Origin of the sequence: Methylobacterium sp. V23 (genome assembly GCF_002917135.1) — a bacterium.
In the GTDB taxonomy this organism is placed as follows: Bacteria; Pseudomonadota; Alphaproteobacteria; order Rhizobiales; family Beijerinckiaceae; genus Methylobacterium.
In genome coordinates this window covers 88,047-113,595 of sequence record NZ_PDHT01000007.1, presented here as the reverse complement: position 1 = coordinate 113,595, position 25,549 = coordinate 88,047, and the positions used below count along the sequence as shown (strand labels likewise).

Annotated in this window: 21 protein-coding genes; 9 read left to right on the top strand and 12 right to left on the bottom strand. The window is 73.7% G+C overall.

The window, feature by feature from the left end:
- Nucleotides 1-115: 115 nt before the first annotated feature.
- Nucleotides 116-646: a GNAT family N-acetyltransferase gene (locus CRT23_RS09150; protein WP_103709428.1), complete on the top strand. Its 531-nt coding sequence runs from the start codon at nucleotides 116-118 to the stop codon at nucleotides 644-646.
- Here CRT23_RS09150 and CRT23_RS09145 read toward each other — a convergent pair.
- From CRT23_RS09145 to CRT23_RS09130, 4 genes are all read right to left on the bottom strand, one after another.
- Nucleotides 627-1,949: an MFS transporter gene (locus CRT23_RS09145; protein WP_103709427.1), complete on the bottom strand. Its 1,323-nt coding sequence runs from the start codon at nucleotides 1,947-1,949 to the stop codon at nucleotides 627-629. The genes CRT23_RS09150 and CRT23_RS09145 overlap by 20 nt on opposite strands.
- A 135-nt stretch (nucleotides 1,950-2,084) precedes the next feature.
- The gene (trmFO, locus tag CRT23_RS09140; RefSeq protein WP_103709426.1) at nucleotides 2,085-3,503 is read right to left on the bottom strand and encodes a methylenetetrahydrofolate--tRNA-(uracil(54)-C(5))-methyltransferase (FADH(2)-oxidizing) TrmFO; all 1,419 of its coding nucleotides are present in this window, start codon (nucleotides 3,501-3,503) and stop codon (nucleotides 2,085-2,087) included.
- A 117-nt stretch (nucleotides 3,504-3,620) separates the two neighbouring features.
- The gene (locus tag CRT23_RS09135) at nucleotides 3,621-4,595 is read right to left on the bottom strand and encodes a S1C family serine protease (RefSeq protein ID WP_055949137.1); all 975 of its coding nucleotides are present in this window, start codon (nucleotides 4,593-4,595) and stop codon (nucleotides 3,621-3,623) included.
- Nucleotides 4,596-4,713: 118 nt separating this feature from the next.
- The gene (locus CRT23_RS09130) at nucleotides 4,714-6,117 is read right to left on the bottom strand and encodes an FAD-binding oxidoreductase (protein ID WP_103709425.1); all 1,404 of its coding nucleotides are present in this window, start codon (nucleotides 6,115-6,117) and stop codon (nucleotides 4,714-4,716) included.
- 259 nt (nucleotides 6,118-6,376) lie between these two features.
- Here CRT23_RS09130 and serA point away from each other — a divergent pair, with 259 nt between their 5' ends.
- From serA to CRT23_RS09115, 3 genes are all read left to right on the top strand, one after another.
- Nucleotides 6,377-7,624, top strand: coding sequence for a phosphoglycerate dehydrogenase (gene serA, locus CRT23_RS09125; RefSeq protein WP_055949143.1), 1,248 nt, complete (start codon nucleotides 6,377-6,379; stop codon nucleotides 7,622-7,624).
- Nucleotides 7,625-7,772: 148 nt separating this feature from the next.
- Nucleotides 7,773-8,354 (top strand): sigma-70 family RNA polymerase sigma factor, encoded by a 582-nt coding sequence (locus tag CRT23_RS09120; protein ID WP_103709487.1) that lies wholly within the window; start codon nucleotides 7,773-7,775, stop codon nucleotides 8,352-8,354.
- Nucleotides 8,351-9,142, top strand: coding sequence for an anti-sigma factor (locus CRT23_RS09115; RefSeq protein ID WP_103709424.1), 792 nt, complete (start codon nucleotides 8,351-8,353; stop codon nucleotides 9,140-9,142). The genes CRT23_RS09120 and CRT23_RS09115 overlap by 4 nt, the downstream gene beginning before the upstream one ends.
- Before the next feature lie 34 nt (nucleotides 9,143-9,176).
- On the opposite strand, the gene CRT23_RS09110 is transcribed toward CRT23_RS09115, so the two are convergent.
- The 7 genes from CRT23_RS09110 to CRT23_RS09080 form a co-directional block, all read right to left on the bottom strand.
- A complete protein-coding gene (locus CRT23_RS09110; RefSeq protein WP_103709423.1) occupies nucleotides 9,177-11,408 on the bottom strand; it encodes a xanthine dehydrogenase family protein molybdopterin-binding subunit in 2,232 nt (743 codons plus the stop codon).
- The gene (locus CRT23_RS09105; RefSeq protein WP_103709422.1) at nucleotides 11,401-12,495 is read right to left on the bottom strand and encodes a xanthine dehydrogenase family protein subunit M; all 1,095 of its coding nucleotides are present in this window, start codon (nucleotides 12,493-12,495) and stop codon (nucleotides 11,401-11,403) included. Before CRT23_RS09105 ends, CRT23_RS09110 begins: the two co-directional genes overlap by 8 nt.
- A complete protein-coding gene (locus tag CRT23_RS09100; RefSeq protein WP_103709421.1) occupies nucleotides 12,492-13,010 on the bottom strand; it encodes a (2Fe-2S)-binding protein in 519 nt (172 codons plus the stop codon). The genes CRT23_RS09105 and CRT23_RS09100 overlap by 4 nt, the downstream gene beginning before the upstream one ends.
- A gap of 75 nt (nucleotides 13,011-13,085) precedes the next feature.
- Nucleotides 13,086-13,526, bottom strand: a complete 441-nt coding sequence (locus CRT23_RS09095) for a DUF305 domain-containing protein (protein WP_103709420.1) — start codon at nucleotides 13,524-13,526, stop codon at nucleotides 13,086-13,088.
- A gap of 71 nt (nucleotides 13,527-13,597) precedes the next feature.
- On the bottom strand, nucleotides 13,598-16,768 hold the full coding sequence (locus tag CRT23_RS09090; protein WP_103709419.1) for an efflux RND transporter permease subunit: 3,171 nt from the start codon (nucleotides 16,766-16,768) through the stop codon (nucleotides 13,598-13,600).
- 11 nt (nucleotides 16,769-16,779) lie between these two features.
- The gene (locus CRT23_RS09085) at nucleotides 16,780-18,510 is read right to left on the bottom strand and encodes an HlyD family efflux transporter periplasmic adaptor subunit (RefSeq protein ID WP_103709418.1); all 1,731 of its coding nucleotides are present in this window, start codon (nucleotides 18,508-18,510) and stop codon (nucleotides 16,780-16,782) included.
- 90 nt (nucleotides 18,511-18,600) lie between these two features.
- On the bottom strand, nucleotides 18,601-19,029 hold the full coding sequence (locus CRT23_RS09080) for a hypothetical protein (protein ID WP_146056354.1): 429 nt from the start codon (nucleotides 19,027-19,029) through the stop codon (nucleotides 18,601-18,603).
- A gap of 235 nt (nucleotides 19,030-19,264) precedes the next feature.
- Between CRT23_RS09080 and cobF the strand changes: the two genes are divergently transcribed.
- Nucleotides 19,265-20,026, top strand: coding sequence for a precorrin-6A synthase (deacetylating) (gene cobF, locus CRT23_RS09075; protein ID WP_055949167.1), 762 nt, complete (start codon nucleotides 19,265-19,267; stop codon nucleotides 20,024-20,026).
- Nucleotides 20,027-20,269: 243 nt separating this feature from the next.
- On the top strand, nucleotides 20,270-21,547 hold the full coding sequence (locus tag CRT23_RS09070) for a hypothetical protein (RefSeq protein ID WP_146056353.1): 1,278 nt from the start codon (nucleotides 20,270-20,272) through the stop codon (nucleotides 21,545-21,547).
- Nucleotides 21,548-21,636: 89 nt separating this feature from the next.
- On the opposite strand, the gene CRT23_RS09065 is transcribed toward CRT23_RS09070, so the two are convergent.
- Nucleotides 21,637-22,212 carry a PAS domain-containing protein gene (locus CRT23_RS09065; RefSeq protein WP_245436078.1) on the bottom strand — a complete coding sequence of 192 codons (576 nt, stop codon included), beginning with the start codon at nucleotides 22,210-22,212 and terminating at the stop codon, nucleotides 21,637-21,639.
- 344 nt (nucleotides 22,213-22,556) lie between these two features.
- Between CRT23_RS09065 and CRT23_RS09060 the strand changes: the two genes are divergently transcribed.
- From CRT23_RS09060 to CRT23_RS09050, 3 genes are all read left to right on the top strand, one after another.
- Nucleotides 22,557-23,195: a ParA family protein gene (locus CRT23_RS09060; protein WP_055949176.1), complete on the top strand. Its 639-nt coding sequence runs from the start codon at nucleotides 22,557-22,559 to the stop codon at nucleotides 23,193-23,195.
- Complete coding sequence (locus CRT23_RS09055; RefSeq protein ID WP_103709415.1) at nucleotides 23,179-23,517, top strand: ribbon-helix-helix domain-containing protein; 339 nt, start codon at nucleotides 23,179-23,181, stop codon at nucleotides 23,515-23,517. The genes CRT23_RS09060 and CRT23_RS09055 overlap by 17 nt, the downstream gene beginning before the upstream one ends.
- A gap of 367 nt (nucleotides 23,518-23,884) precedes the next feature.
- Nucleotides 23,885-25,417, top strand: coding sequence for a septal ring lytic transglycosylase RlpA family protein (locus CRT23_RS09050; protein ID WP_103709414.1), 1,533 nt, complete (start codon nucleotides 23,885-23,887; stop codon nucleotides 25,415-25,417).
- The last annotated feature ends 132 nt before the right edge of the window (nucleotides 25,418-25,549 follow it).

Genomic DNA, 25,549 nt, shown 5'->3' with positions numbered 1-25,549 from the left:
CTTGCCCGAGACCCTGCCCGAGACCCTGCCCGAGACCCTGCCCACACCCGGTCCGTCATCTGGCCGGCGCACGCAGCGTCTTGTGCCGCGGGCTGCTTGAGGCCAAGTGCAGGGGATGTTCTTCCGCAAGCTCGCCGCGCGCTACAGCCTCGCGAACCTCAAGCCGGTCGAGACCGCGCGGCTGCGCCTCGCGCCGCTGGGGCCGTCCGACGCCGAGGCCCTGCGCGCCCTGACCGACGACCCGGCCATCACCGGGGCGGTCGACTTCCTGCCCACGCCCTTCACCCTGAAGGATGCGCGCCAGCTCATCGGCCCGGCCAAGGTGACGAAGGACTGCTTCCTCGGCGCCTGGCTGCGGGCGGACGGGGCGCTCGCGGCGGTGATCGGCCTGCACCTGCGCGGCGACCACGCCGCCGAGGTCGGCTACTGGGTCGGCGGGGCGGCGCGGGGGCAGGGGCTCGGCACCGAGGCGGTCACCGCCGCGCTCGGCCTGCTGCGCGCGCGCTTCCCCCATCGCGTCATCATCGCGCAGTGCCGCCCCGAGAACGCCGCCTCGGTCGGCCTCCTGCGCAAGGTCGGGTTTCGCGATACCGGCGACGCGGGCCAGCTGCCCGGACGCCGGATCTTCACGGTCTCGCAGGCGTGACCCGGGCCGCGGCGCCCAGCCCCGGCGCGCGGGCGCGCTGCCGGTAGATCAGCACCGTGGCGAGGAGGCCGCAGGCCCCGCCGAAGGCCATCCAGAGGCCGGGGGCCGCCTTGTTGGCGGTGGCCGCGATGAGCGAGGTCGAGATCAGCGGCGTCATCCCGCCGAAGAGGGCGGTCGCCAGGGAATAGGCCAGGGAGAACCCGGCCGTGCGCACCTCCGGCGGCACGATCTCGGTGAGCGCCACCACCATGGCGCCGTTGTAGCTGCCGTACAGGAAGGACAGCCACAGCAGCACCGCCAGCATGGTCTCGAAGCTCGGATGCGCCACGAGCCAGGCTAGGGCCGGATAGGCGGTGACGAGGGTCAGGCCCGAGAACAGCAGCAGGATCGGGCGCCGGCCGATCCGGTCGGAGAGCGCCCCCATCACGGGGAGCCAGAACAGGTTCGACACCGCGACGCAGAAGGTGACGATCAGGCTGTCGGTGTCCGAGAGCTTGAGGACGTTTTTGCCGAAGGTCGGGGTGTAGACCGTGATGGCGTAGAACGCGATCGTGGTCATCGCCACCATCAGCATCCCGAGCCCGACGATCCGCCAGTTCCGCCCCAGGGTGCGCAGCACCGCGCCCACCGGCGGGTGGACCTTGCGGGCCTGGAAGGCCGGGGTCTCCTGCAGCGAGCGCCGGATGTAGAACAGGAACGGCACCAGGAGGCAGCCGATCAGGAAGGGGATGCGCCAGCCCCAGGCGCCCATCTCGGCCGGCGACAGCAGGCGGTTGAGGGCGTAGCCGATGGCCGCCGCCGCCATGATCGCCACCTGCTGGCTGCCCGACTGCCAGGCGACGTAGAAGCCCTGGCGGCCCGGGGGCGCCAGCTCGGCGAGGTAGACCGAGACGCCCCCGAGCTCGACTCCGGCGGAGAAGCCCTGGAGCAGGCGGCCGACCAGCACCAGGGCGGGCGCCAGGAGGCCGAGGGTGGCGTAGTCGGGGACCAGGGCGATCAGGATCGTCCCGGCGGCCATGATCGCCAGGGTGACGATGAGCCCCTTCCGGCGGCCGACCCGGTCCACGTAGGCCCCGAGCAGCACCGCCCCGAGGGGGCGCATGAGGAAGCCGGCCCCGAAGGTCATGAAGGTCAGCATCAGCGAGGCGAACTCGCTCTCGCTGGGGAAGAACGCCTTGGCGATGTAGGAGGCGTAGAACCCGAACGCGAAGAAGTCGAACATTTCCAGGAAGTTGCCGCTCGTCACCCGCAGGACGGCGGCGGCCCGGGAGCCGCCCTGGTCGTGGTCGGGATATCCCGCCATCGGAGTTCCTCACCTGATACGTTCGGCCCTGGGCCCTTCATCCCAGGGTGATCGTATTGTTTCGCCGAGGCTAGGGGGAGAGGGAGGGGGCGGTGTCCCTGCGGGCGGCGTGTTCGGAACGCCGCAGCCGGCCCCCTACTCGGCCGCGATCTGCGCCGGGCCGTGGCCGAGCCAGGCCGCGAGGTCGGCCCGGGCCCGGTCGGTGAGGGCCTTCTTCTTGGCCACCGCCTTCTCGGGGCCCTTCAGGCGCTTGCCGCCCTCGCCCTTGGGGGCGTGGTCGAGGGGCGGGAACAGGCCGAAATTCACGTTCATCGGCTGGAACGAGCGCGGGGCGCCGGCCTCCTCGGCCGCGATGTGGCCGCCGGTGATGTGGCCGATCAGGGCCCCCAGCGCCGTGGTGGCGGGGAGGGGCTCGAGCGACGCCCCGCGGGCCTCGGCCACCGCGAAGCGGCCGGCCATCAGGCCGATGGCGGCGCTCTCCACGTAGCCCTCGCAGCCGGTGATCTGGCCGGCGAAGCGCAAGGAGGGCCGCGCCTTCAGGCGCAGGGTCGCGTCGAGGAGGCGGGGGCTGTCGAGATAGGTGTTGCGGTGAAGGCCGCCGAGGCGGGCGAACTCGGCGTTCTCAAGGCCCGGGATCGTGCGGAACACCCGGACCTGCTCGGAATAGGTCAGCTTCGTCTGGAACCCGACCATGTTGTAGAGGGTACCGAGCGCGTTGTCCTGGCGCAGCTGGACGATCGCGCAGGCCTTCACGGTGGGGTCGTGCGGGTTGGTGAGGCCCACCGGCTTCATCGGGCCGTGGCGCAGGGTCTCGGGGCCGCGCTCGGCCATGACCTCGATCGGCAGGCAGCCGTCGAAGTAGGGCGTCGAGGCCTCCCACTCCTTGAACCCGATCTTGTCCCCCTCGACGAGCGCCTGGATGAACCGGTCGTACTGCGCGCGATCCATGGGGCAGTTGATGTAGTCCGCCCCCGTGCCGCCGGGCCCGACCTTGTCGTAGCGCGACTGGAACCAGGCCTTGCCCATGTCGATGGAATCGCGATGCACGATCGGCGCGATCGCGTCGAAGAAGGCCAGCGACTCGGCTCCGGTCAGCGCGCGGATGCCCTCCGCCAGGGACGGCGCCGTGAGGGGCCCCGTGGCGATGATGGTCCGGCCCCAGGATTCGGGCGGCAGGCCCTGGACCTCTTCCCGCGCGATGCGGATGCGCGGATGGGCCTCGAGCGCGGCGGTCACGGCCTTGGCGAAGCCCTCGCGGTCGACCGCCAGCGCCCCGCCGGCGGGCACCTGGTGCGCGTCGGCCGCGCGCAGGATCAGCGACCCGAGGGTGCGCATCTCCTGGTGCAGCAGGCCGACGGCGTTGCCGTTGGCGTCGTCCGAGCGGAACGAGTTCGAGCAGACGAGCTCGGCGAAGTCGCCGCCGTGATGGGCCTCGGTGCCGCGCACCGGACGCATCTCGTGGAGCACCACGTCGTGGCCGCTCTCGGCGATCTGCCAGGCGGCTTCCGACCCGGCGAGGCCGCCGCCGACGATATGGAGGGAGTTGTCCGTCATCGGCACGGGATAAACCCGCCGGGGGCTCGGATCAATGGAGGCCCCGATCCGGGATTTCTTGCTGATCCGGGAATCCTGGCCGATCCGGGAATCCTGGCCGATCCGGGAGGCCCCGGATCAGTGGAGCTGGGGCGAGACCAGGAAGCGCTCCCGGTCCGAGGAGGTCACCGAGAGCTTGAGGGGCTTGCCGTCCCGCTGGATCGTCAGGGGCACCCGCACGCCGGCCTCCCCGAGGGCCCAGACCTGCCGGAAGAAGCCGGCCAGATCGGCGACGGGCTCGCCCGCCACCGCCACGATGACGTCGCCCGGGCGCAGGTCCGCCGCCTCGGCGGGACCGTCGTCGGCGAGCCCCATCACGACCACGGCCTCCTCGCCGTCGCTGGCATAGAGGCCGAGCCAGGGCCGCACCGGCCGGTCGACCCGCCCGCGGGCGGTGAGGTCGTCCAGGATCGGGATCAGGAGGTCGATCGGCACGATCATGTTGATGGTCTTGGGCCCGGCGGTGCCGCCCTGCTGCAGCTGCAGCGAGCCGATGCCCAGGAGCGCCCCGTCCGGCCCGATCAGCGCCGCCCCGCCCCAGTGCGGGTGCGAGGGCGCGGTGAACAGGGCCTCGTCGAGGACGTATTCCCAGTAGCCGGCGAATTCCTGGCGGGCGACGATCTCGACGGCGAGGCTGCGCGCCCGGCCGCCGACCCCGGCCATCACCGCCCGGTCGCCGATGCGCACCGGGGCGGAGCGCCCGAGCTTCAGCGGCTTCAGCCGGAGGTCGCCCAGGGCCTGGACGAGGCCGAAGCCGGTGACCGCGTCGAAGCCGACCACGTGTCCGGGCACGGAGCGCCCGTCATGGGTGGTGAGCCAGACGGATTCCGCCTCGGTCACGAGGTAGCCGATGGTGAGGACGAGGCCGTCCTCGCCGATGACGACGCCGTTGCCGGCCCGCTCGGTGCCCAGGGTCTCGGCCGTGAAGGCCTCCGGCGGCACCCGTGTCGAGAGCGCCACCACGGCGGTGAGCGCCTGCTCGAGGTCGTAGCCGTAATCGGCGGCCTTGGGCTGGGCGGATGCGGGGATCTTCCAGTCTCCGGGCGAGGCCATGGGCGCGTCTTTCCTGCCGTCGTGTCGCGTCGTTGAGACGGGAGATAGGTCGTCGGCTCGGATTCCGACAGTCTCGGGCCGTCGAGACCCGCGCGTCGCGCCGCGATCCCGCCCCCGCTCAGGGGGCGGCGCGCAGGACCTTGCCGGGATTGAGCAGGCCCTTCGGGTCGAGGGCGCCCTTGATCCGGCGGGCGAGGGCCATCTCCTCCGGCCGGCGGTGGCGGACGAGTTCGTCGACCCGGTACTGGCCGATGCCGTGCTCCGCCGAGATGCTGCCGCCGAACCGCGCCACCGCGTCGTGGACGATGCGGTTGATGGCGTCCGATCCGTGCTCGGGGCCGATGAGGACGTTGTAGTGGATGTTGCCGTCGCCCATGTGGCCGAAGATGTTCGGCCGGGTGCCCGGCGCGCCCGCGGCCAGGGCCTCGCCCGCCGCCGCCAGGAAGTCCGGAATCGCCGGGATCGGCACCGAGACGTCGTGCTTGACGCTCTTGCCGGCCCGGGCCTCGGCCTCGGTGATGTGCTCGCGCAGGGCCCAGAGGGCGGCCGCCTGCTGGCCCGATTCGGCGAGCACGCCGTCGACGGCGTCGCCCCGCTCCAGGGCCTCGCCGAGCAGGCTCTCCACCGCCTCGCGCAGGCCCCCGAGGCTCGAGCCCGCCTCCATCAGCACGGTCCAGCCGGCGGCGGCGATCGGGCTGGCGAGGCCGGCCTGCTCGGCCACCAGGGCGAGGGACTCGCCCGCGATCAGCTCGAAGGCCTGGATGGTGTCGCCGAGGGCGTCCTGGGCCGCCCGGAGCAGGCGCAGGGCCGCCGCCGGATCGGGCACCGCCAGGAGCGCCGTGGCGGTGTGGCGCGGGCGCGGCACCAGGCGCAGGATGGCGGCGGTGACGATGCCCAGCGTGCCCTCGCTGCCGATGAAGAGCTGCTTCCAGTCGTAGCCCGCATTGTCCTTGCGCAGGGCGCGCAGGCCGTCGACCACGGTCCCGTCCGCGAGCACCACCTCGAGGCCGAGGACGAGGTTGCGGGTCATGCCGTAGCGCAGGACGTTGAGGCCGCCCGCATTGGTGGCGATGATGCCCCCGAGCATGGCCGAACCCTCCGCCGCCAGGCTGACGGGGAGGAGGCGGCCTTCCGCCTCCGCCGCATCCTGCGCCACCTTGAGGATGCAGCCGGCCTCCGCCTCCAGGGTCAGCCCGAGGGGATCGACCCGGCGGATCGCGTTCATGCGGGCGAGCGACAGCACCACCTGGCCCCCGGAGGCGTCCGGCGTTGCGCCCCCCGCAAGGCCGGTATGTCCCCCCTGGGGCACCACCGCGACGCCGGCGGCGTGGCAGGCCGCCATCACGGCCGCGACCTCGGCGGTGCCCGTCGGGCGCGCCACCGCCGCAGGGCGGCCCGGAAACAGGCGGCGCCAATCCACCGCGTAGGGCGCGAGGTCGTCCGCGCCCGTGAGCAGGCCGCCCCGGCCGAGGCAGGCCTCCAGCCGGCCGAGGAGGTCGGCCTGTGCGCGCGTCTGGCTCATCGGAGGACTCCTCGTGCTGGCGGGCCGGACCGCCCGGAAAACGGGTTGCCCCGGCATTCCGGCGCCGGCCCGCCGGGTCAAGGGGGCGGCCTGACAATCACCCCCGATGTTCAAGGGCGGGCCTTGACCGGACCCGTGAACTGGCCTCTCACACGGCCCATTCGGGCGCTGGCGTCACGGTCCCGACCGCGTCGCGCGGCCTTCGGGTCCGGCGCCCCATCCGCCCGCCACGGGCGCGAGATCCGAGAAGAACACGACCATGGCCGAAAGACTCTCCTTCCCGAAGGACAAGATCCGCGTCCTGCTGCTCGAAGGCATCAACGACAGTGCCGCCGAGCTGTTCGCCGCCGCCGGCTACACCAACGTCGTGCGCGTGGCCAAGGCCCTGGACCGGGAGGCCCTGCACGAGGCCCTGAAGGGCACGCACATCCTCGGCATCCGCTCGCGCACCCAGCTCGACGCGGCGGCCCTGGCCCACGGCGAGCGCCTGCTGGCGGTGGGCTGCTTCTCGGTGGGCACCAACCAGGTCGATCTCGAGGCCGCCCGCCACCGCGGCATCCCGGTCTTCAACGCGCCCTACTCGAACACCCGCTCGGTGGCCGAGCTCGTCATCGGCGAGATCGTGATGCTGCTGCGCCGGATCGTGCCGCGCTCGGTGGGGGCCCATGCGGGCGCCTGGGACAAGTCGGCCACCGGCTCGCAGGAGGTGCGCGGCAAGACGCTGGGCATCGTGGGCTACGGCAATATCGGCTCGCAGCTCTCGACGCTGGCCGAGGCGATGGGCATGCGGGTGGTGTTCTACGACCAGACCGACAAGCTGCGCCACGGCAACACCGAGCCCACCGACAGCCTGGAGACCCTGCTCGCCCAGAGCGACGTGGTCTCCCTCCACGTGCCGGAGACGCCCGAGACCCACAACATGATCGGCGCGGCCGAGATCCGGGCGATGAAGCCCGGCGCCTTCCTGATCAACAACGCCCGCGGCACCGTGGTCGACCTCGACGCCCTGGCCGGGGCCCTGCGCGACGGCCACCTGCGGGGCGCCGCCGTCGACGTGTTCCCGGTGGAGCCCGGCTCGAACCAGGAGCGCTTCGTCAGCCCGCTCCAGGGCCTGCCCAACGTGATCCTGACGCCGCATATCGGCGGCTCGACGGAGGAGGCGCAGGAGCGCATCGGCTCCGAGGTGGCGCGCAAGCTCGTCGATTACTCCGACATCGGCTCGACCGTCGGCACCGTGAACTTCCCGCAGGTGCAGCTGCCCGCCCGTCCCACCGGCACCCGCCTGATCCACGTCCAGCGCAACATCCCGGGCATGCTGGGGCGCCTCAACGACACCTTCGCCCGGCGCGGGGTGAACATCGCGGCGCAGTTCTACCAGACCGACGGCGAGGTCGGTTACGTGGTGGTGGAGACCGACGTCACCGATGCGGATGCCGAGAGCCTGCTCGAGGAGATCCGGGCCCTCGACGGCACCATCCGCGCCCGCCTGCTCTACGAGCGCCGCTGACGGGCCCGCACAGTGGCGCACCGGCGCCGCCTCGGTTAACCTGTGTTGAGACGCTCCCGCCCGACGGACCGTCGCCGGACCGACCCCGCGCGCGCCGGATACAGAGGAAGCCCAGCCGTTGCGTGCCAGTCCCCTGCGTGACGGTTCCCTGCATGGTGGTCCCCCGGCGGACGATCCGGCGCGTGGCGATGCGATCCTGGCGGATCTGATCGCCCGGATCGCCCGGCGCGACGAGGCCGCCCTGCGCACCCTCTATGATCGGACGGCCCCGAAACTTCTCGGCGTCGTCCTCCGTATCCAGTCCGATCGCGGCATGGCCGAGGACGTGCTGCAGGACGTGTTCCTGCGCATCTGGCAGAAGGCCGCCTCCTACAGCCCGGCGGCCGGACGGCCGCTGGCCTGGCTCTGCACCATCGCCCGCAACCGGGCGATCGACGGGGTGCGGCGGCGGAGCGAGACGCAGGGGCCGGTGACCGAGGACGGGGAGGATTGGGTGGAGCGGCTGGCCGACCCCCACGACAGCGAGGGCACGATCCTCGGGCGCAACGCGCTCCAGGCCTGCCTCGGCCGGCTCGAGGCGCTGCACCGCGACTGCATCGTGCTGGCCTATTGCGAGGGCCAGTCCCGGGAGGATCTCGCCCTGCGCTACGACCGTCCCGTGAGCACCATCAAGACCTGGCTGCATCGCGGCCTCGCGACCCTGCGCGGCTGCCTGGACGGTGCCCCATGACCCCCGATCCGGAGGAGCGCGACCTGCGCCTGGCCGAGTACGTGCTGGGCACCCTGCCGCTGCCCGAGCGGGCGGCGGTGGATCTCGAACTCGCCGTGGACCCCGCCGCCCGGGCGGCGCGCGACGCCTGGGAACGCCGCCTCGCGCCCCTCGCCCTCGGGGCGCCCGCGGTCGCGCCGGGGCCGGAGGTCTGGCCGGCGATCGCCCGGCAACTCGCGGCCGACGGTCCGCTTCCGGCCCCGTCGACGGCCGTCCACCCCGGAGGCGATCTCGGACCCGCCGCCAACGACGACCGCATCGGCGCCCTGCAGGGGGCCCTGCGGCGCTGGCGCCTGACCGCCGGCGCCGCGGCCGCCCTGGCGGCGGGGCTCGCCCTGGTCATCGCTCTCGGCGGACCGCGTCCCGGCACGGGGCCGGGCGAGGCCGACGGGCGCTACGTCGCGGTGGTCAGCAGCGGCGGCGAGGCGCCGGCGCTCCTCGTCAGCATCGACACCCGGGCCGGGACCGCACGGGTGCGCCCGGTGGGCGCGCAGGCCCCGGCGGGGCACAGCCTGGAGCTCTGGTACGTCGGCGCCGGCGCGGCCCCGAAGACCCTGGGTCTCGTCGGCACCGACGCCAAGGTGCTGGACAAGGCGCTGGGCATGGCGCTGGGCAAGGAACTGGGCAAGGAACAGGGGTTGCCGGCCGAGGCCGGCACCTTCGCGGTCTCCGTCGAGCCGGCGGGCGGCTCGCCCACCGGCCAGCCGACCGGGCCGGTGGTCTATTCCGGCAAGCTGATCCGCGAATAGGCGTCGGCGGAGCGGGCCGCCGGCGTCCTCCGCCTCACCCCAGCAGCCGGTCGAGGGTGATCGGGATGTCGCGCACCCGCACGCCGGTGGCGTGCCAGACCGCGTTGGCGATGGCGCCGGCGGTGCCGGTGATGCCGATCTCGCCCACCCCCTTGATGCCCAGCGGGTTCACGTGCGGGTCGTGCTCCTCCACCAGGATCGCCTCCATCGCGGGCACGTCGGCATTCACCGGGATGTGGTACTCGGCCAGGTTCCCGTTCATCACCCGGCCCGAGCGCGGATCGAGCACCGCGTGCTCGTGCAGGGCTAGGGACACGCCCCAGATCATGCCGCCGTAATACTGGCTGCGCACGAGCTGCGGGTTGATGATCCGCCCGGCCGCGAAGGCGCCGACGAGGCGCGTCACCCGGATCTGGCCGAGATCGGGATCGACCTTCACCTCCGCGTAGACCGCCCCGTGCGCGTGCATCGCGTAGGCCTTTCGCGTGGCCGGGTCGCCCGCACCCTGGCCCTTGGCCTCGACGGAGGTCCGGCCGGCGCGGGCCAGGATCTCGCCGAAGGCTTCGGAGCGGGCGGGGTCGTCCCGGCGGGCGAGGCGCCCGTCCGCGGCGGTGACGCCGGCATTCCCAGCGCCGTACAGGGGCGAGGCCCGGTCGTTGACGGCGAGGTCCGCCAGGGCGGCGATGGCCGCCCGGGCAGCGTTGTCCACGGCGGTACCGCTGGTGGCGGTGCCGGTGGAGCCGCCGGCCAGGCCGCCGTTCGGCAGGTTCGAATCGCCGATGCGCAGCTCGACCTGGGTGATCGGGAGGCCGAGCCCGTCGGCGCCGATCTGCGCCAGCACCGTCCAGGCGCCCTGGCCCATGTCGTGGGCGGCGGTCTCGATCAGCGCGGTGCCGTCGGCCCGGATCGTGGCGCGGGCCTCGCCCTGCATCATCCCGGCCGGGTAGGTGGCGGTGCCGAGGCCCCAGCCGACGAGGAGCCCGTCGGCGTCGCGCATCTGGCGCGGTTGCCGCGGGCGGGAGGCCCAGCCGAAGCGTGCCGCCCCTTGCGCGTAGCATTCGCGCAGGGCCTTCGAGGAGAAGGGCCGGTGGGTGATCGGCTCGACCTCCGCGTAGTTGCGCAGGCGGATCTCCAGGGGATCGAGGTCGAGTTCCAGGGCCAGCTCGTCGAGGGCACTCTCCACCGCGACGCTGCCCGAGGCCTCGCCGAGGGCCCGCATGAAGATCGGGGTGCCGATATCGGCCCGGGAGACCGCGTGCGTCGTGGCGATCGCCCCCGCCGCGTAGAGGTGGCGCGAGAGGATGCCGGAGGGCTCGACGAAGTCGTCGTGCCGGCTCGTCAGGGTCAGGGTGTGGTGGTCGAGGGCCGTGAGGGTGCCGTCCCGGGCGGCGCCGAGCTTCAGGGTCTGGCGCGTGGCGGCGCGATGGCCGACCGGGCCGAACATCTGCTCGCGTCGGGTCACCAGCTTGACCGGGCGCCCCACGAGCTTCGCCGCCATGATCCCGAGGATCTGCGGCGCGGCGATGAAGCCCTTCGAGCCGAAGCCGCCGCCGAGATAGTGGCAGACCACGTGGATGTTCTCGGGGGGAATGCCGAACAGGCCGGCGAGCCGGCCCTTGGCGATCCAGAGGGCCTGGGTCGGCGTGTAGAGGGTCAGGCGGTCGCCGTCCCACGCGGCCACGCTGGCATGGGGCTCCAGGGCGTTGTGGTACTGCGCCGCCGTGTCGTAGGTCGCCTCGATCCGGGTCTCGGCGGCCGCCATGCCGGCGGCGAGGTCGCCCGAACCTTCGTCGGTGGCCGAGCCGGCCCCGATGGTCTCGGGGCGGAAGACCTCCCCGGCCCCCAGGGCGACGCTGACGCGCTCGGATTCGTAGCGGGGCGCCAGCAGGGCCGCGCCCTCGGTGGCGGCCTCCAGGGTCTCGGCGATGACCACCGCGATCGGCTGGTTGGCGTAGCGCACGCCGTCGTTCTGCAGGAGGTCGAGGCGGAAGGCGAACGGATGGTCCTTCAGGTCCGGCGACTGGGCGAGCGCCGGGGCATTCCGCGGCGTCATCACGGCGACGACGCCCGAATGGGCTTCCGCCGCCGCGACATCGAGATGGGCGACCCGGCCGCGGGCGACCGAACTCACCGCCATCACGGCGTGGAGCAGACCTTCGGGCTTGATATCCGCGCTGTAGCGGGCCGCCCCGGTGATCTTGGCGTGGCCGTCGCGCCGGGTGAGCGGCTGGCCGATGGAGGCGCCGTGGCGCTGACGCTCAGGCATGCACGGGGGCTCCGGCGAGAGGGCTGGGGGCGGAAGGATTGGGAGCGGAAGGATTGGGAGCAAAGGGGCTGGCCGGCAGCGCGGGGACGCGGTCCGGGGTGCCGGCGGCCGCGCGGGTGAGCGCGCGGACCACGATGCGGCGGGCGAGCTCGATCTTGTAGGCGTTGTCGCCCGAGGGCCTGGCGTCCGCCAGCGCCGCCTCGGCCGCCGCGGCGAAGGTCTCGGGCGTGGGGGCGGCCCCGGCCAGCAGGTCCTCCGCCGCCCGGGCGCGCCAGGGCTTCAGGGCGACGCTGCCGAGGGCGATGCGGGCCTGCCCGATCCGATCGCCGTCCATCCGCAATCCGACCGCCGCCGACACCACCGCGAAGGCGTAGGAGGTGCGCTCGCGGACCTTGAGGTAGCGGCTGTGCCCGGCGAAGGCCTCCGCCTCGGGGGGCAGGGTGACGGCGACGACGAGGTCGCCGGGTTCCAGCACGGTCTCGCGCTCCGGCGTGTCGCCGGGCAGGCGGTGGAACGCCTCCAGGGGCACGGAGCGGGGGCCGCCGGGGCCCGCGATCTCGACGCTGGCGTCGAGGGCGGCGAGCGGCACGCAGAAGTCGGACGGGTGGGTGGCGATGCAGTGCTCGCTCCAGCCGAGCACCGCGTGGCTCCGGGTGACGCCGCCGAGCGCCGCGCAGCCGGCGCCGGGGTCGCGCTTGTTACAGGCGCTGGCGGTGTCGTAGAAATACGGGCAGCGGGTCCGCTGCAGCACGTTCCCGGCGGTGGTGGCGGCGTTGCGCAGCTGGCCGGAGGCGCCCGAGAGCAGGGCTTCCGCCAGGGCCGGGTAGCGCCTGGCGATGACGGGATCGTGCGCCAGGGCCGCGTTGCGCACCAGCGCGCCGATCCGGGTCGACCCGTCCGTGCCGCGCTCGATGCGGTCGAGGCCGGGCAGGCGGGTGACGTCCACGAGGGTGTCGGGCCGGCTGATCCCGCCCTTCATCAGGTCGACGAGGTTGGTGCCCGCGGCGAGATAGGCCGCCCCGGGCCGGGCGGCGGCGGCCACCGCCTCGGCGATGCTCGTCGCGCGGATATAGTCGAAGGCCTTCACGCCGCATCCTCCGCCAGCTGGCGGCCGGGCAGGACGTCCGGCCCCGTGAGCGCCGCATGGGCGGTGAGCACCGCCTCCGTGATGCCCGCATAGGCGCCGCAGCGGCAGAGATTCCCGCTCATGCCCTCGCGCACCCGCTCGGGGTCGCCCCCGGTCTGGCCCTCCTGGATCAGCCCGACCGCGCTGAGGATCTGGCCCGGGGTGCAGAAGCCGCACTGGAAGCCGTCATGCTCCAGGAAGGCGGCCTGGACCGGATGCAGGGCCTCGCCCGCGGCGAGGCCCTCGATCGTGGTGATCGACGCCCCGTCGTGGCTGACGGCGAGCGCCAGGCAGGCATTCACCCGGACGCCGTCGAGCAGGATGGTGCAGGCGCCGCACTGGCCCCGGTCGCAGCCCTTCTTGGCCCCGGTGAGGTCGAGGCGCTCGCGGAGGAGGTCGAGGAGGGTGACGCGCGCATCCTCCAGGACGACGCTGCGGCGCGTGCCGTTCACGGTCAGCGTGATGGGAAAGCTCATGCCGGGCTGTCTCCGCCGTGGCTTGTCTGGAACCGGTCCAGATAGAACCGCGACGCTTCCCGACCAGGGGGCGCGTCAGCGCGCGGCTGCCGGCGCCTCCGCCCCCGCCTCCTTGCGCTTCAGGATGGCCTGCAGCTGCGCGATCTCGGCCTCCTGCGCCTTGACGATGCGCTCGGCGAGCGCGCGGACCTCCGGGTCCTTCGAGTATTGCAGGGCGACCCGGGCCATCGCGATGGCGCCGGCGTGATGCGGGATCATGCCGGCGGCGAAGTCGCGGTCGACGTCGCCGGAATAGCGGATCTCCATGTCGCCGTGCATGCGCATGGCGGCGTCCTGGAACGCCTTGGTGGAGGGGGAGGCGGCCCCCGCCTTGGCCGGCGGCGTGTGCGTGTGGCCCGGCGTGCCGTGGCCGTGATCGTGCCCGTCGCCGGCGTGGTGAGGGTCCTCCGCCGCCGGGGCGGCGCCCGCCAGCGCGAGGAGCGCGAGGGCGGCGAGCAGGTGGGGCGCGGTTCTCATGGGGGGTCTCCGTTCGCGGAAGGTCAGGACGGGGCAGGATCCGAACAGGGCAGGATCAGGACAGGACAGGTTCAGAACAGAGCCGGAGCGGGTGCCCCGGCGGCCTGGTCCGGCGCGGGGGCGCCCGCGGCCGGTGCAGGGGCAGCGCCCTGCGCCGCCTGCAGGCGGGCGAAGGCGCCCCGGCCGAAGCGCAGGACGAGGACGGGGGTGAGCACCGCGTCGAGGAGGGTGGCGCTGAACAGGCCGCCGAAGATCGTCACCGCGACGGGGTGGAGGATCTCCTTGCCGGGCGCCGTGCCGTCGACGAGGAGCGGCACCAGGGCGATGCCGGCCGCGAGCGCCGTCATCAGCACCGGCACCAGCCGCTCGTTGCTGGCCCGCAGCACCAGGGCCGGCCCGAAGGGCAGACCCTCGGTCAGCCCGAGGTTGAGGATGTGGCTGATCTTCAGGATGCCGTTGCGGGCGACGATGCCGGTGAGCGTCACGAAGCCGATCATCGAGGCGACCGAGAGGGGAAGCCCGGCGACGAAGAGCGCCGCGACGCTGCCGATGAGGGCCAGCGGCACGTTGCCCATGACGATGAGGGCCAGCACGCCGGAGCGGTAGCGGCTCGCCAGCAGGGCGAAGACCAGGGCGAGGGAGACGAGGCTGAGGAGCCCGATGGTGCGGGTCGCCTCCCCCTGCGCCTGGAACGCGCCCTCCAGGCTCGCGGTGATGCCCTGGGGCAGGGGGGTCCGCGCCAGGGTCCCGGCGATGGCGGCGGCCACCGCCGAGCCGTCGGCCCCGGGCCGGGTGTTGGCCTGGACGACGAGGCGCCGCCGTCCGTTCTCGCGCAGGATCTGGTTGGGCCCGTCGCGCTCGGTGATGTCGGCCAGCGCGTGGGCCGGGACCCAGCCGGTGGGCGTCTCGATGAGGAGGTCGCGGAGCGCCGCCACCGAGCGGCCGGATTCGGGCAGGCGCAGGGTGACGTCGTAGCGGCGCAGGCCGTCCACCAGGGTCGAGACCACCCGGCCGTTGGCCAGGCGGCTCACCGCCTCGACCACGGCACCGGGGGCGATGCCGTAGAGGGCGGCGCGTCCGGAATCGACCCGGACCTCGAGCTGCGGGATCCGGACCTGCTTCTCGACGGACAGGTCGGCGATGCCGGGAATCGTCTCGAACGCGGCCGTGAGGGCTTCGGCCGTGCGGCGCAGGCCGTCGAGGTCCTCGCCGAACAGCTTGAGGGCGATCTCGGCCCGGACGCCCGAGAGCATGTGGTCGAGGCGGTGCGAGATGGGCTGGCCGACATTGAGCGAGACCGGCAGCACGCCGAGGCGCGCCCGCAGATCCGCCACGACGGTCTCGCGTGGCCGTCCGCCGGGCTTCATCGCGATCTCCAGGTCCGAGGAGTGCACGCCCTCGGCATGCTCGTCGAGCTCGGCGCGGCCGGTGCGGCGCCCGACCTGGGCCACCTCCGGGATGTCCAGCACCAGCCCCTCGGCGATGGCGCCGATCCGGCTCGATTCGGTGAGCGAGAGGCCGGGCATGAAGGCGAGGTTGACGGTGAACGAGCCCTCGTTGAAGGCCGGCAGGAAGGCCCGCGGCAGCGTGGTGGCGGCATAGGCCGCGGCACCGACGCCCAGGATGGCGGCCGCCATCGCGGCGCGCTGGTGGCCGAAGGCGAGCGCGACGAGGCGGCTGTTGCCGGCCTTGAGCCAACGGATCAGCCGGCCCTCCGGCGCCTCCAGGGTCTTCAGGCCGGGGAGCAGCCAGGAGGCGAGGGCGGGGGTCAGGGTGAGCGAGACGAGAAGGCTCGACAGGATCGCGATGATGTAGGCCTGCCCCAGGGGCGCGAAGAGCCGGCCCTCGATGCCCGACAGGGCGAAGAGCGGCACGAAGACCAGGCAGATGATCACCGTGGCGTAGACGATGCCGGAGCGGACCTCGTTGGAGGCCGCCACGATCACCGCGAAGGCCGAGCGGGGCGTCCCCCCATTCAGGTTCTCTTGCCGGTTCTCGCGCAGGCGCCGCAGGATGTTCTCGACATCCACCACCGCGTCGTCGACGAGCTCGCCGATGGCGATGGCGAGGCCGCCCAGGGTCATCGTGTTGATGGACAGCCCCAGGGCGGAGAAGATCGCCGCCGTGGCCAGGATCGAGACCGGGATCGCCGTGAGCGAGATCAGGGTGGTGCGCGCGTTCATCAGGAAGGCGAACAGCACCACCGCCACCACGGCGACGGCCTCGAGCAGCACCTGCGCCACGTTGTGCAGGGAGGTCTCGATGAAATCCGCCTGCCGGAACAGCACCTTGTCGGCCTTGATGCCGGGCGGCAGGCTGGGGCCGAGCTGAGCCAGCGCCTCTTCCACGGTCTTCGTCAGCCGCACCGTATCGACGCCCGGCTGCTTCTCCACGGAGACGATGACGGCGGGCTTGCCCATGTAGCCGCCATCGCCGCGCCGGGGCCGGGGCGCGAAATCCACCTCCGCCACCTGCCGCAGGTAGACCGGCCCGCTCGGGGTGCCCAGCACGAGGTTGCGCAGGTCGTCGAGGTCGATGGTCCGGCCGATGGCGCGGATCAGCACCTCGCGCGCGCCCGCATCGGTGAAGCCGCCGCCCGCATTGGTGCCGAAGCCCTCCAGGGCCTGGGTCAGGCTGGCATGGGTGACGCCGAGCGCCCGCATGGCGGCGGGGTTCGGCGCCACCCGGAACTGGCGCACCGCGCCGCCGATCGGGATGACCTGCGCCACCCCGGGGATCGCCAGCAGGCGCGGCCGGATGGTGAAGTCGGCGGTCTCGCGCAGGCTCATCGGACTCGCGGTCTCGGAGGTCACCGCCACCAGCAGGATGCCGCCCATGATCGACGAGACCGGCCCCATCTGGGGCATCACGCCGGCGGGGAGTTCCGAGCGGGCCAGCGCCAGGCGCTCAGCCACGAACTGGCGGGCGCGGAAGAGGTCGGCGTCCCAGGCGAATTCCACGGTGACGATGGACAGGCCGATGCCCGAGACCGAGCGCACCCGGGTGACGCCGGGCAGGCCGTTCATCCGAGTCTCGATCGGGTAGCTGACGCGCTGCTCGACCTCCGGGGGGGCGAGCCCTTCGGCCTCCGTCATCACCGTGACGGTGGGGCGGTTGAGGTCCGGCAGCACGTCCACGGGCAGGCGCGTGAGGGCGAGGAGCCCGGTCAGCACCAGGGCGGCGGCCAGCGCCACCACGAGCAGGCGGTTGCGCAGGGACTGCGCGACGATGGTCTCGAACATCGGGCGGCCCTTCAGCGGATCTGGTCGAGGAGTTCGGCGCCCTGGACGACGACGCGGCGCCCGGCCGCGATCCCGTCCTCCACCAGCATCCGGTCGGCATCCAGCGGCGCCACCCGCACCGGGCGGCCCATGAAGCGCTCGGCGCTGACATGCTCGTAGACGAGGCTGCCGCCCTCCGCCCGCACCACGCCGGAGCGCGCCACCGGCAGGCCGGGGCGGGCCTGGCCGACGGGCGCCAGCACGGTGACGAACTGGCCGAGGCGCAGGCCCTGCCCGTCGCCCGCGATGGCGAACTGGACCGGCACCGCCTGGTTTCGGTCGGCGAGGCCCGTGCCGCGATAGGCGAGCTGCAGGGTGCCGCCGTCGCCCAGCCGCGCGGTGGCCCGGCTTCCCTCGGCCAGCGCCTCGAAGCTCAGGGCCTCGACCCAGAGCTTGGCGGGATCGACGATGCGGTAGACCACCGTGCCGGGGGCCGCCATGGCGCCCGCCACCGCGTTCGCCTCGGCGATGACCCCGTCGACGGGGGCGACGAGGGATTCGGGCTCGCGCCGGATGGCGTCGAGGGCGGCGCGGCGGTCCCGCAGGCCGCCGAGTTCCGAGCGGGCATCGTCGAGCTGGGTCTGCGCCACCGCGCCGGTGGTGGAGAGCCGCTCGAAGCGCCCGACACGGCGCTCCAGGATGGCGATCTGCTGGTCGAGCTCGCCCTGGCGCTGGCGCATGTCGGAGACGTCCACCGCCTGGACGGGCGGGGTCACGGTGGCGAGCACCTCGCCGCGCGCCACCCGGGTGCCGAGGCGGGGAAAGCCGCGCTCCGGCGGCGCCAGCCGGCCGCCCACGGAGGATTGCACCACCCCGCTGGCATTCGGGTCGGGAATGATCCGGCCCGGCAGCTCGACGCTGCGGGTGACGGACGCCTCGGCCGTCAGGCCGGTGCGCAGGACCAGCAGGCGCTGAAGCGACTTCGGCACGAAGACCGAGCCGTCGGGCAGGCGCCGCGCCCGCTCCATCAGGGTGCCGCCGGTGAGCGCCGCCGGGGTGACGGGCGGTGCCTTGGCCTCGTGCGCGTGGCCCTCGTGCGCCTGTGCCGCGCCGCCGAGGAGCAGGGCCAGCACCAGGGTCGCCCCGACCGCCAGGAGGCCGACGAGGACGGAGCCCGCGCGCCGCCGGCGCGCCAGGGCGAACACCCCGAGCCCCAACAGGAAGCCGCCGGCTGCCAGGGCCGCGGGGTTCTGCCGGGCGAGGCGATCGGCCAGCCCCGTGGCGGTGGCCGCGGCGGCGGCGCCCGGGGCCGACGGCGCGGCGGCCGGAGCGTCCGCCGGGGCGGGCCGGTGGAGGTCCAGGTCGAGGAGATCGGTGCGGCCCTCGGCGGAGACGCCGACGACGAAGTCGTGGTCGTCCCCGGTCGCGAGCCAGGGCGCCGCGAGGCGGTAGGTGCCGGGCGCGGTCTCGGCGGCCTTGCGCCGGCCCTCGGGCGTCATCACGGCGACGCTCGCCGCCGGGACGGGCGCGTTGGTGGCGACGGCATCGAGGTAGAGCACCAGATCGGTGCCCTGCACCACGGCGACGAGCTCGAAGCGCTCGGAGACGGCCTCCGCCCGCGGGGCGGTGGCGGCCGGAGCCGGCGGCGCTCCCGCGCCATCATCGTGGCCCTCATGGGCGAGGGCGGGCCCGGACAGGGCGGGGAGCGCGAGGGTGACGAGGACGGCGAGCGCGCGCAGGGCGGCCGCGGGGCAACGGAGCATGGACCGGGATTCTTTCGCCGAGGAGCACGGAACGGCGTCCCGGCCTCGCGCCTCCATCGGGAAGCGCGAAAGCCGGGACGCAGGGCAGCGTCAGGCGTCGAATCTGGGCGGTTCGGGGAGGGCTTCCGGAACGACGTCCGTCCGGGCCGGGAGGGCGCGCGCCAGGGCGCGGTCGCCGGACCGGCGCGGGCCGGCGGCGTCGTCGCTGTCCGGGGCGAGCCCGGCCCCGGTGCAGCAGGCGTTCGGGCTGCGGCAGCCGGCATTGCAGCAGGTGCCGTCGCAGGCGCCGGTGCTCAGCGCCTGGGGCGGGGCGGCCGTCAGCACCACGATGGTGCGGATCGCGGCCCGCGGCAGCAGGATCCGGTCTTCGCTGCTGAGCCGGGCCTCGGCCGAAACGGCGGGGGAGGGGGCGGTCGCCGCGACGCCCGCGCCGTGCGGATGCCCCGCATGGGCCGCGGCGCCGGACGGCATGAGGCCGACCGTGATCAGGACGATCACCGCCGCGAGCCAGAGTGCCATGTGCCGGACGCAAGTCATGTCGACGACGTGCATAGCACACCGCGCAGGCCGCCGACAGGCCGGTTCGCGTGCCCGGCGTGCCCGGGCCTCCCCCGGCTCGGGCTAAGGGGCTGGGAACGCACGGGGTTTCTCGCGGCGCCGGTTCCCCTCCCCCGCCGCATGCTCTAAGCGGGCGACCCGGAGGCACCGCCTTCGAGCGGCACCGCCTTGAGGCGGCAGCGGAGGACGGCGCGCGATGAGAACTCTCCTGGTGATCGGGATCGGCACCGGCAATCCCGAGCACATGACGATCCAGGCGATCCGCGCCCTCAACACCGCCGACGTGGTCTTCGCCCTCGACAAGGGCCGCGCGAAGGCCGACCTCGTCGACCTGCGCCGGGAGATCTGCAACCGCTACCTCACGGAGAAGCCCTACCGCTTCGTGGAGGCGCAGGATCCCGAGCGCGACCGCAATCCCGCCGATTACGGCGCCACCGTCGAGGCCTGGCACGCCGCGCGGGCGGCGCTCTACGCGGCGATGATCGCGCGCGAGCTCGGCCCGGAGGGCTGCGGCGCCATCCTGGTCTGGGGCGATCCCTCCCTCTACGACAGCACGCTGCGAATCATCGACCGCATCCGGGCCCGCGGAACCCTGGACCTCGCCGTCCGGGTGATCCCGGGCATCACCAGCGTCCAGGCGCTCGCGGCTGGCCACCGCATCCCCCTCAACCGCATCGGCGGGCCGATCACCATCACCACCGGCCGGCAGATCGCCGGCGGCCTGCCCGCGGGCAGCGACGCCACCGTGGTGATGCTCGACGGCCGGCCCCGCTTCGACCATCTCGACCCGGACCTGACTATCTACTGGGGCGCCTTCCTGGGGACCGCCGACGAGATCCTGGTCTCGGGCCGCCTCGGCGACGTCGCCGCGGAGATCGGCGCCGTCCGCGAGGCCGCCCGCGCCCGGCACGGCTGGATCATGGACACCTACCTCCTGCGCCCGCCCGAACAGGCCTGAGGCCGCCTGCGGCATCGTCGACCGGCCGCGGGAAGGATCGTCCGGGCTCCGGCCCGGCCGACAGGGGATCCTCCCCCGTTGCGGGCCGGACACATCAACAAAAATCCCTTTTCTCCAAGTCTGCCGCGGCGCGTGACTGTCCCGGGACTGGCAGGGTGTTTGCGTGAGACTTTGCAGGGCCAATAATCGGCCGATCCTGCCACGACGATGACGGTCGCGGACCGGGATCGGGAGGGCTTGCGGATGGCAGCGCACGGGGTTCGGGCGGACAGGTTCGGCGGGCGGGGCCCCGCCCGGCAGGGGTCCGCGCGGCAAGGGCTGGCGCGGCTGCTCTCTGCGCGGCTTGTCGCCGGTGCCACCTGCGCCGTCCTGGCGGCCGCCGGGGCGCTTCCCGCCCTCGGCTCGGCCTACACCGCCCTGTCCCTGCGCCTGGAGGAGCGCTTCCACACGCAGGTGCCCGGGCCCCCGGCGCGCATCGCCCTGGGGCCGCAGGGGCGCGACATCCGGTTCGCCGGGGAGATCGGGGCGGGGACGGCCGCGCGCCTCGGCGCCCTGCTCGCCGCCCATCCGGAGGTGACCCGGATCCATCTCACCAGCGAGGGCGGCCTCGTGGAGGAGGCGACGGCGATCGGCGACCTCATCGCCGCCCGGGGCCTCGCCACCTACGTGCCGGACTACTGCGTCTCCGCCTGCACCCTGGCCTTCGTGCGCGGCACCGGGCGCGCCCTCGTGACGAACGGGCGGCTCGGCTTCCATGCCCCCTACGATCCGGGCCTGTTCGGACAGGTGGTGCAGGCCGACGCCTCGGCCGAGCGGGCGGCCTACGTGGCCGCCGGCGTCGACCCCGCCTTCGTCGCCGAGGCCCTCGCCGTGGCCTCCGACAGCCTGTGGATCCCCGAGCCCGCCCGCCTGATCCAGGCGCGGGTCGCCACCGAGCTGGTCGACACCGACCGCTTCCCCGATTCCACCCTCGACGACGATCCGAGTTCCGCCGGTGCCCGGGCGGCGATCCTGCGCGCCCTGCCGCTTCTCGGAGCCCTCGCGCGGCGGGGGGACGTGCTCGACGCGCTTGCGGCCGCCTATCTCGACGGCTACCGGGCCGGCCTGCCCGAGGGCGCGGCCCTCGACCGCCTGCGGGCCGGGGCCGAGCGCGCCATCGCCCGTATCCTGCGCGACGCCGACGACGCCTCCTGGGTCGCGACCGGCCGCGTCCTCCTGCGGGCGATGCGGGGCGCCGATCCGCAGGCCTGCCTCACCATCGGCGGGGAGGGCAACCTCCTGGCGGCGCAGGACGTCCTGGCCGACGACGCGGCGGCGACCGTGCTGGCCCGGGCGGCCGGGCAGGGGGCTCGCGCAGGGATGGCCGCGCCCGCGCCATCGGCCCGCCTCGCCCGGGACTGCGCCGGCCTGATCGCGGCCTACGCCGATGCCCTGGCGCGGCCCGGGGCCGGGCCGGTCCTGCGGGGGCTCGCGAACCGCCGGGTCCCGCCGACGCGGGAGGCCACGGCGCTGCCCCGCTGACCGGGCTCTTCGTGTTCTCCAGACCCCTCAAGTTTTCCGGATCCTTCGCCGCTTTCCGGACCCTTCGCCTCTTTCTCGGACCTTCGGCGTCAGTGCCGCTGGCCGTCCGGGCTGTCCCGGAGGTGGCGGGCGAGTTCATGGCCGATCTCCACCATCAGGCGATCGAGGAGCCGCGACAGGCCGGGCCGGGCGAGAGCGTCGGCCAGGCCCCGCAGGGCGATGGCGTGTTCGGCCATCCGGTTCACCGCATGCTGGTCCCGGGGCCCGTCCGCGCGGTCCTCGCTGAGGTCGAGGACGAGGCCGCGCGCCCGCGCCGGGTTCCCTGCGGCGTCGGGCTCGATGCGCCCGCGCAGGTCCAGCCGGCGCGGCCCGCGGGTGCGGAAGGCGACCGCGAAGGCGCCGCCCCGGGCGATCGCCGCCTGGAGTGCATTGTCGACCCGCGCGCGGTCCTCGTCGTGGATGCGGGAGAGGAAGCGCGCCAGCGGCACGCCTCGAACGCCCGCATCCGGCGACCAGCCGAGGGCCCGGGCGACCGGTGCCGAGACCACGAGGCGGTCCGCCCAGATCTCGTGCACCCAGGCGCCGACCACGCCCGAGGCGGCGAGGGCCGCCCGCAGGCCGCCGGGGATATCAGCCTCCGTCTCCGGTGGCGGGGATCGCATCATGGGCCTCCTCACCGGCAGGACCGAATCCACTGAAACGACCTGAGGTTGCCATGTCGGCCATACGCAGGGCTCGGCGTGCGGCCACCGTAGAGCGGAACTGCGGTGGCGAAAAGGGCCCGAGCACTGTCAGGGTGAAATTAGCAACCTGAGATTGCCTGTCCGAAAGTCCGTCCTCGCGCCGGGGCTTAACCGTTGGTTAACCATGATCGGCGACATCCGGGATCGCAGCATCCTTGGGTCACAGGACGGAAGGCCCCCGCCCCGTCCACCGGCGATCCAGACTGCCGGATCCGTCCGCCCCCACCGTCACCCGAACTCGTCGACGCTCGCGAAGGGATGCCAGGATGAAAGCCATCACGTTCGTCACCCAGAAGGGGGGCAGCGGCAAGAGCACGCTCTGCATCTCCCTGGCGGTCGCCGCCCAGGAGCGCGGCCTCTCGGTCTGCATCCTCGAGATGGACCGTCAGGCCACGATCAGCGACTGGCTCGACCATCGCACCGCCGAGGGCCCGGAAGTGGCGCAGATCGACGCGACGCAGATCGAGGGCGTGATGGCCCAGCTGCGCGAGTCCGCCTACGACTACGTCTTCATCGACACCCCCGGCGTCGATTCCGCCGGCACCCTCTCGGCGATCCGCGCGGCCGATCTCTGCATCATCCCGTGCCGCCCGACCCCGGCGGATCTGCGCGCCTTCAAGCCGACCCTGGCGGCGATCTACCGGCTCGAGAAGAAGTTCGCCTTCGTGCTGAACCAGACCCCGCCCCGCTCCTACCGCATCCGCGATGCCGCCGACGGCCTCGCCGTGCTCGGCATCCTGCCGGACGTGAACATCGTCGCCCGCACCGACCACCAGGACGCCATCGGCGTCGGCCAGGGCGTCACCGAGTTCAATCCGAAGGGCCAAGCCGCCTTCGAGGTGCGCAAGCTCTGGAGCTGGATCGAGAAGCGCATGCAGGTGAGCAAGCATGCCAAAGCCGCCTAAGCTGAGTCTCGCCTCCATCGTTGCCGCCTCGACTCCGCCGGGCAAGTCTCACCCGGGCCCCCACCAGACCCCCCAGCAGACGGCCGAAATCGTCCAGCTCGACACGGGTGCGCCCTCGCTGCGGCGCCCCAACGCCACCCTGAAGCAGCGCGCCCGTCAGATGTCAGTCTACCTGGAGCCGCCGGTCTACGATCAGCTGCGGGACATCGCCCATGCGGAGCGGGCCAAGATGCACGGCCTGATGCTCGAGGCGCTGGATCTGCTGTTCAAGCAGCGCGGCGCACGCTCGATCGACCAGCTCAACGAGCCGGACGGGCGCTGAGAACGAAAGACGAGCCCCGGCAGACGGTTGCTGGGGCTTCTCGATGTTCCGGATCAGCCGCGTTCGATGCGGTCTAGTCGCCTGCCTCGCTCGAAGGAACGAGGTTTTTCGCTGATCTGACGAAGACTTGCCGGGGGATCCTCATGCGGAGGATCCGCCCGGCCCGGTGGCCCCGGTTGCGGCCCGGTCCCGGGCGGAACGGCACCGGCGTTCAGCCTTCCTTTACGGCATTCGGACATTCTTGCTCGTCTCGGGAGCGGCCTACGGCGCCGATCCCGGGGGCTCGTCCGGTCCTGCTCTCGCCCGCCGGCGGTCCCTCTCGAACGTGTTGCGTGGATCAGGGCGGGGGCTGGGGCGGATCATCGCGATGGCGCGTACGACGAAGCCGGGACATCCGGGGCCGGCCCCGCTGCCGCTCTGGCGGCTGCTGGCGGTCTCGGCGGTGGCGCTCACCACCGCCAACTGCGCCCAGTCTCCCCAGAAGCTCGCGGGCGCCGCCGGAAGCGGCTCCAGCCTCGATCCGAAATACGGCGTCAAGGCCAGCCCGCGCCTCTACAACGAGGGCGACGTGATCCCGAAGGGGGGCGGCCGCCGCTTCTCGGGCAAGCCCTACGTGGTGGCCGGGCGCACCTACGTCCCGCGCGAGGACGCCAAGGGCTATGTCCGCGAGGGCCTGGCCTCCTGGTACGGCTCGGCCTTCCACGGGCGCATGACCGCCAACGGCGAGGTGTTCGACCGTCACTCGATCGCCGCGGCGCACCCGACCCTGCCGCTGCCGAGCTATGCCCGCGTCACCAACCTCGCCAACGGCCACTCGATGATCGTCCGGGTGAACGATCGCGGCCCCTATCACGCCAATCGCCTGATGGACGTCTCCGAGGAGGTGGCCGAGGCGCTGGAATTCCGCCGCAGCGGCACCGCGCGGGTCCGCGTCGAGTATGCCGGCAAGGCCTCCACCGCCGGCAGCGACGACCGCAAGCTCCTCGCCACCCTGCGCACCGACGGCCAGCCCGCCGCCATCCGTGGACCCTCGCCGGTCATGCTGGCCGATCTCGGCCCGGACGCGCCGCAGGTCTCCGCCGAGCGCCTCGCCCGGGCGAGCCGCCCCGCCCTGGCCTTCAAGGAGGCCGACGACCAGCCCGCGGCCGAGGCCGCCCCGGTCGCGGCGACCGAGGTGGCGCCGGTGCCCCATCCGGCCAAGCCTGCCCCCATCCTGGTGGCGAGCGCCGCCACCGTCGCGGTCCCGGCCGCGCTGCAGCCGACGGCGGTGCGGGCCGAGGGGTTCCGGCCCGTGCGGCATAGCCCGTCCGAGCCGCACCAGACCCTGGCCGCCGCCCGGCCCGCGCCCCTCAGCCTGACCCCGCCGCCGCTGCGGCTCGCCGGGGCACGGCCCGAGCCGCACGCCGCTGCCAGCCGCGTCGCCGCCGGGTCGCCCGCCGGCCAGGGGCCGGCGAAGGTCGCCCAGCTCGGCGGAGCGCCGGCCAAGGCCGATCCCCGCGCCGCCAGCGCCCGCTTCGCCGCCGCGACCCCGGCCCCCGCGCCGAAGGCGGCCCCCGTCAGGCTGTCGGCTGCCGGACCCAAATCGGCCCTCCAGCCCGGCACCGCCCGGATGGTGGCCGCCAAAAACCCTTCCGAGGCCAAACACGCTTCGGAGACCAGGACCGCTTCGGAGTTCAAGGCCGCGCCCAAGGCCGTCGCCGTCGCGAAGGCCGGTCCGGTCGGCAAACCCGCCGGCCCGGCCGCCGTCCTGGCCCGGGGGCCGTCTCCGGCCCAGGGGATGTCTCCGGCCCAGGGGACGTCCTTGGCCAAGGCCACGCTCCCGGCCAAGGCCGCGGCGCGCACGGCCGTCGCCGCCAAGGCGCCGGCCCGGACGCGCGCCCAGTTCGCCGAGGCCCGCTGAGACGCGCGCTGAGCCGGCACGCGGCGCATCCGCACCCGTCGGGACGCATCGACGCGCGATGGGTCATCGCACGTGATTTGGGTTCGATCTCGGCGGCAAATACCTGTAACGTCACGCTTGATCGTGGGGGCG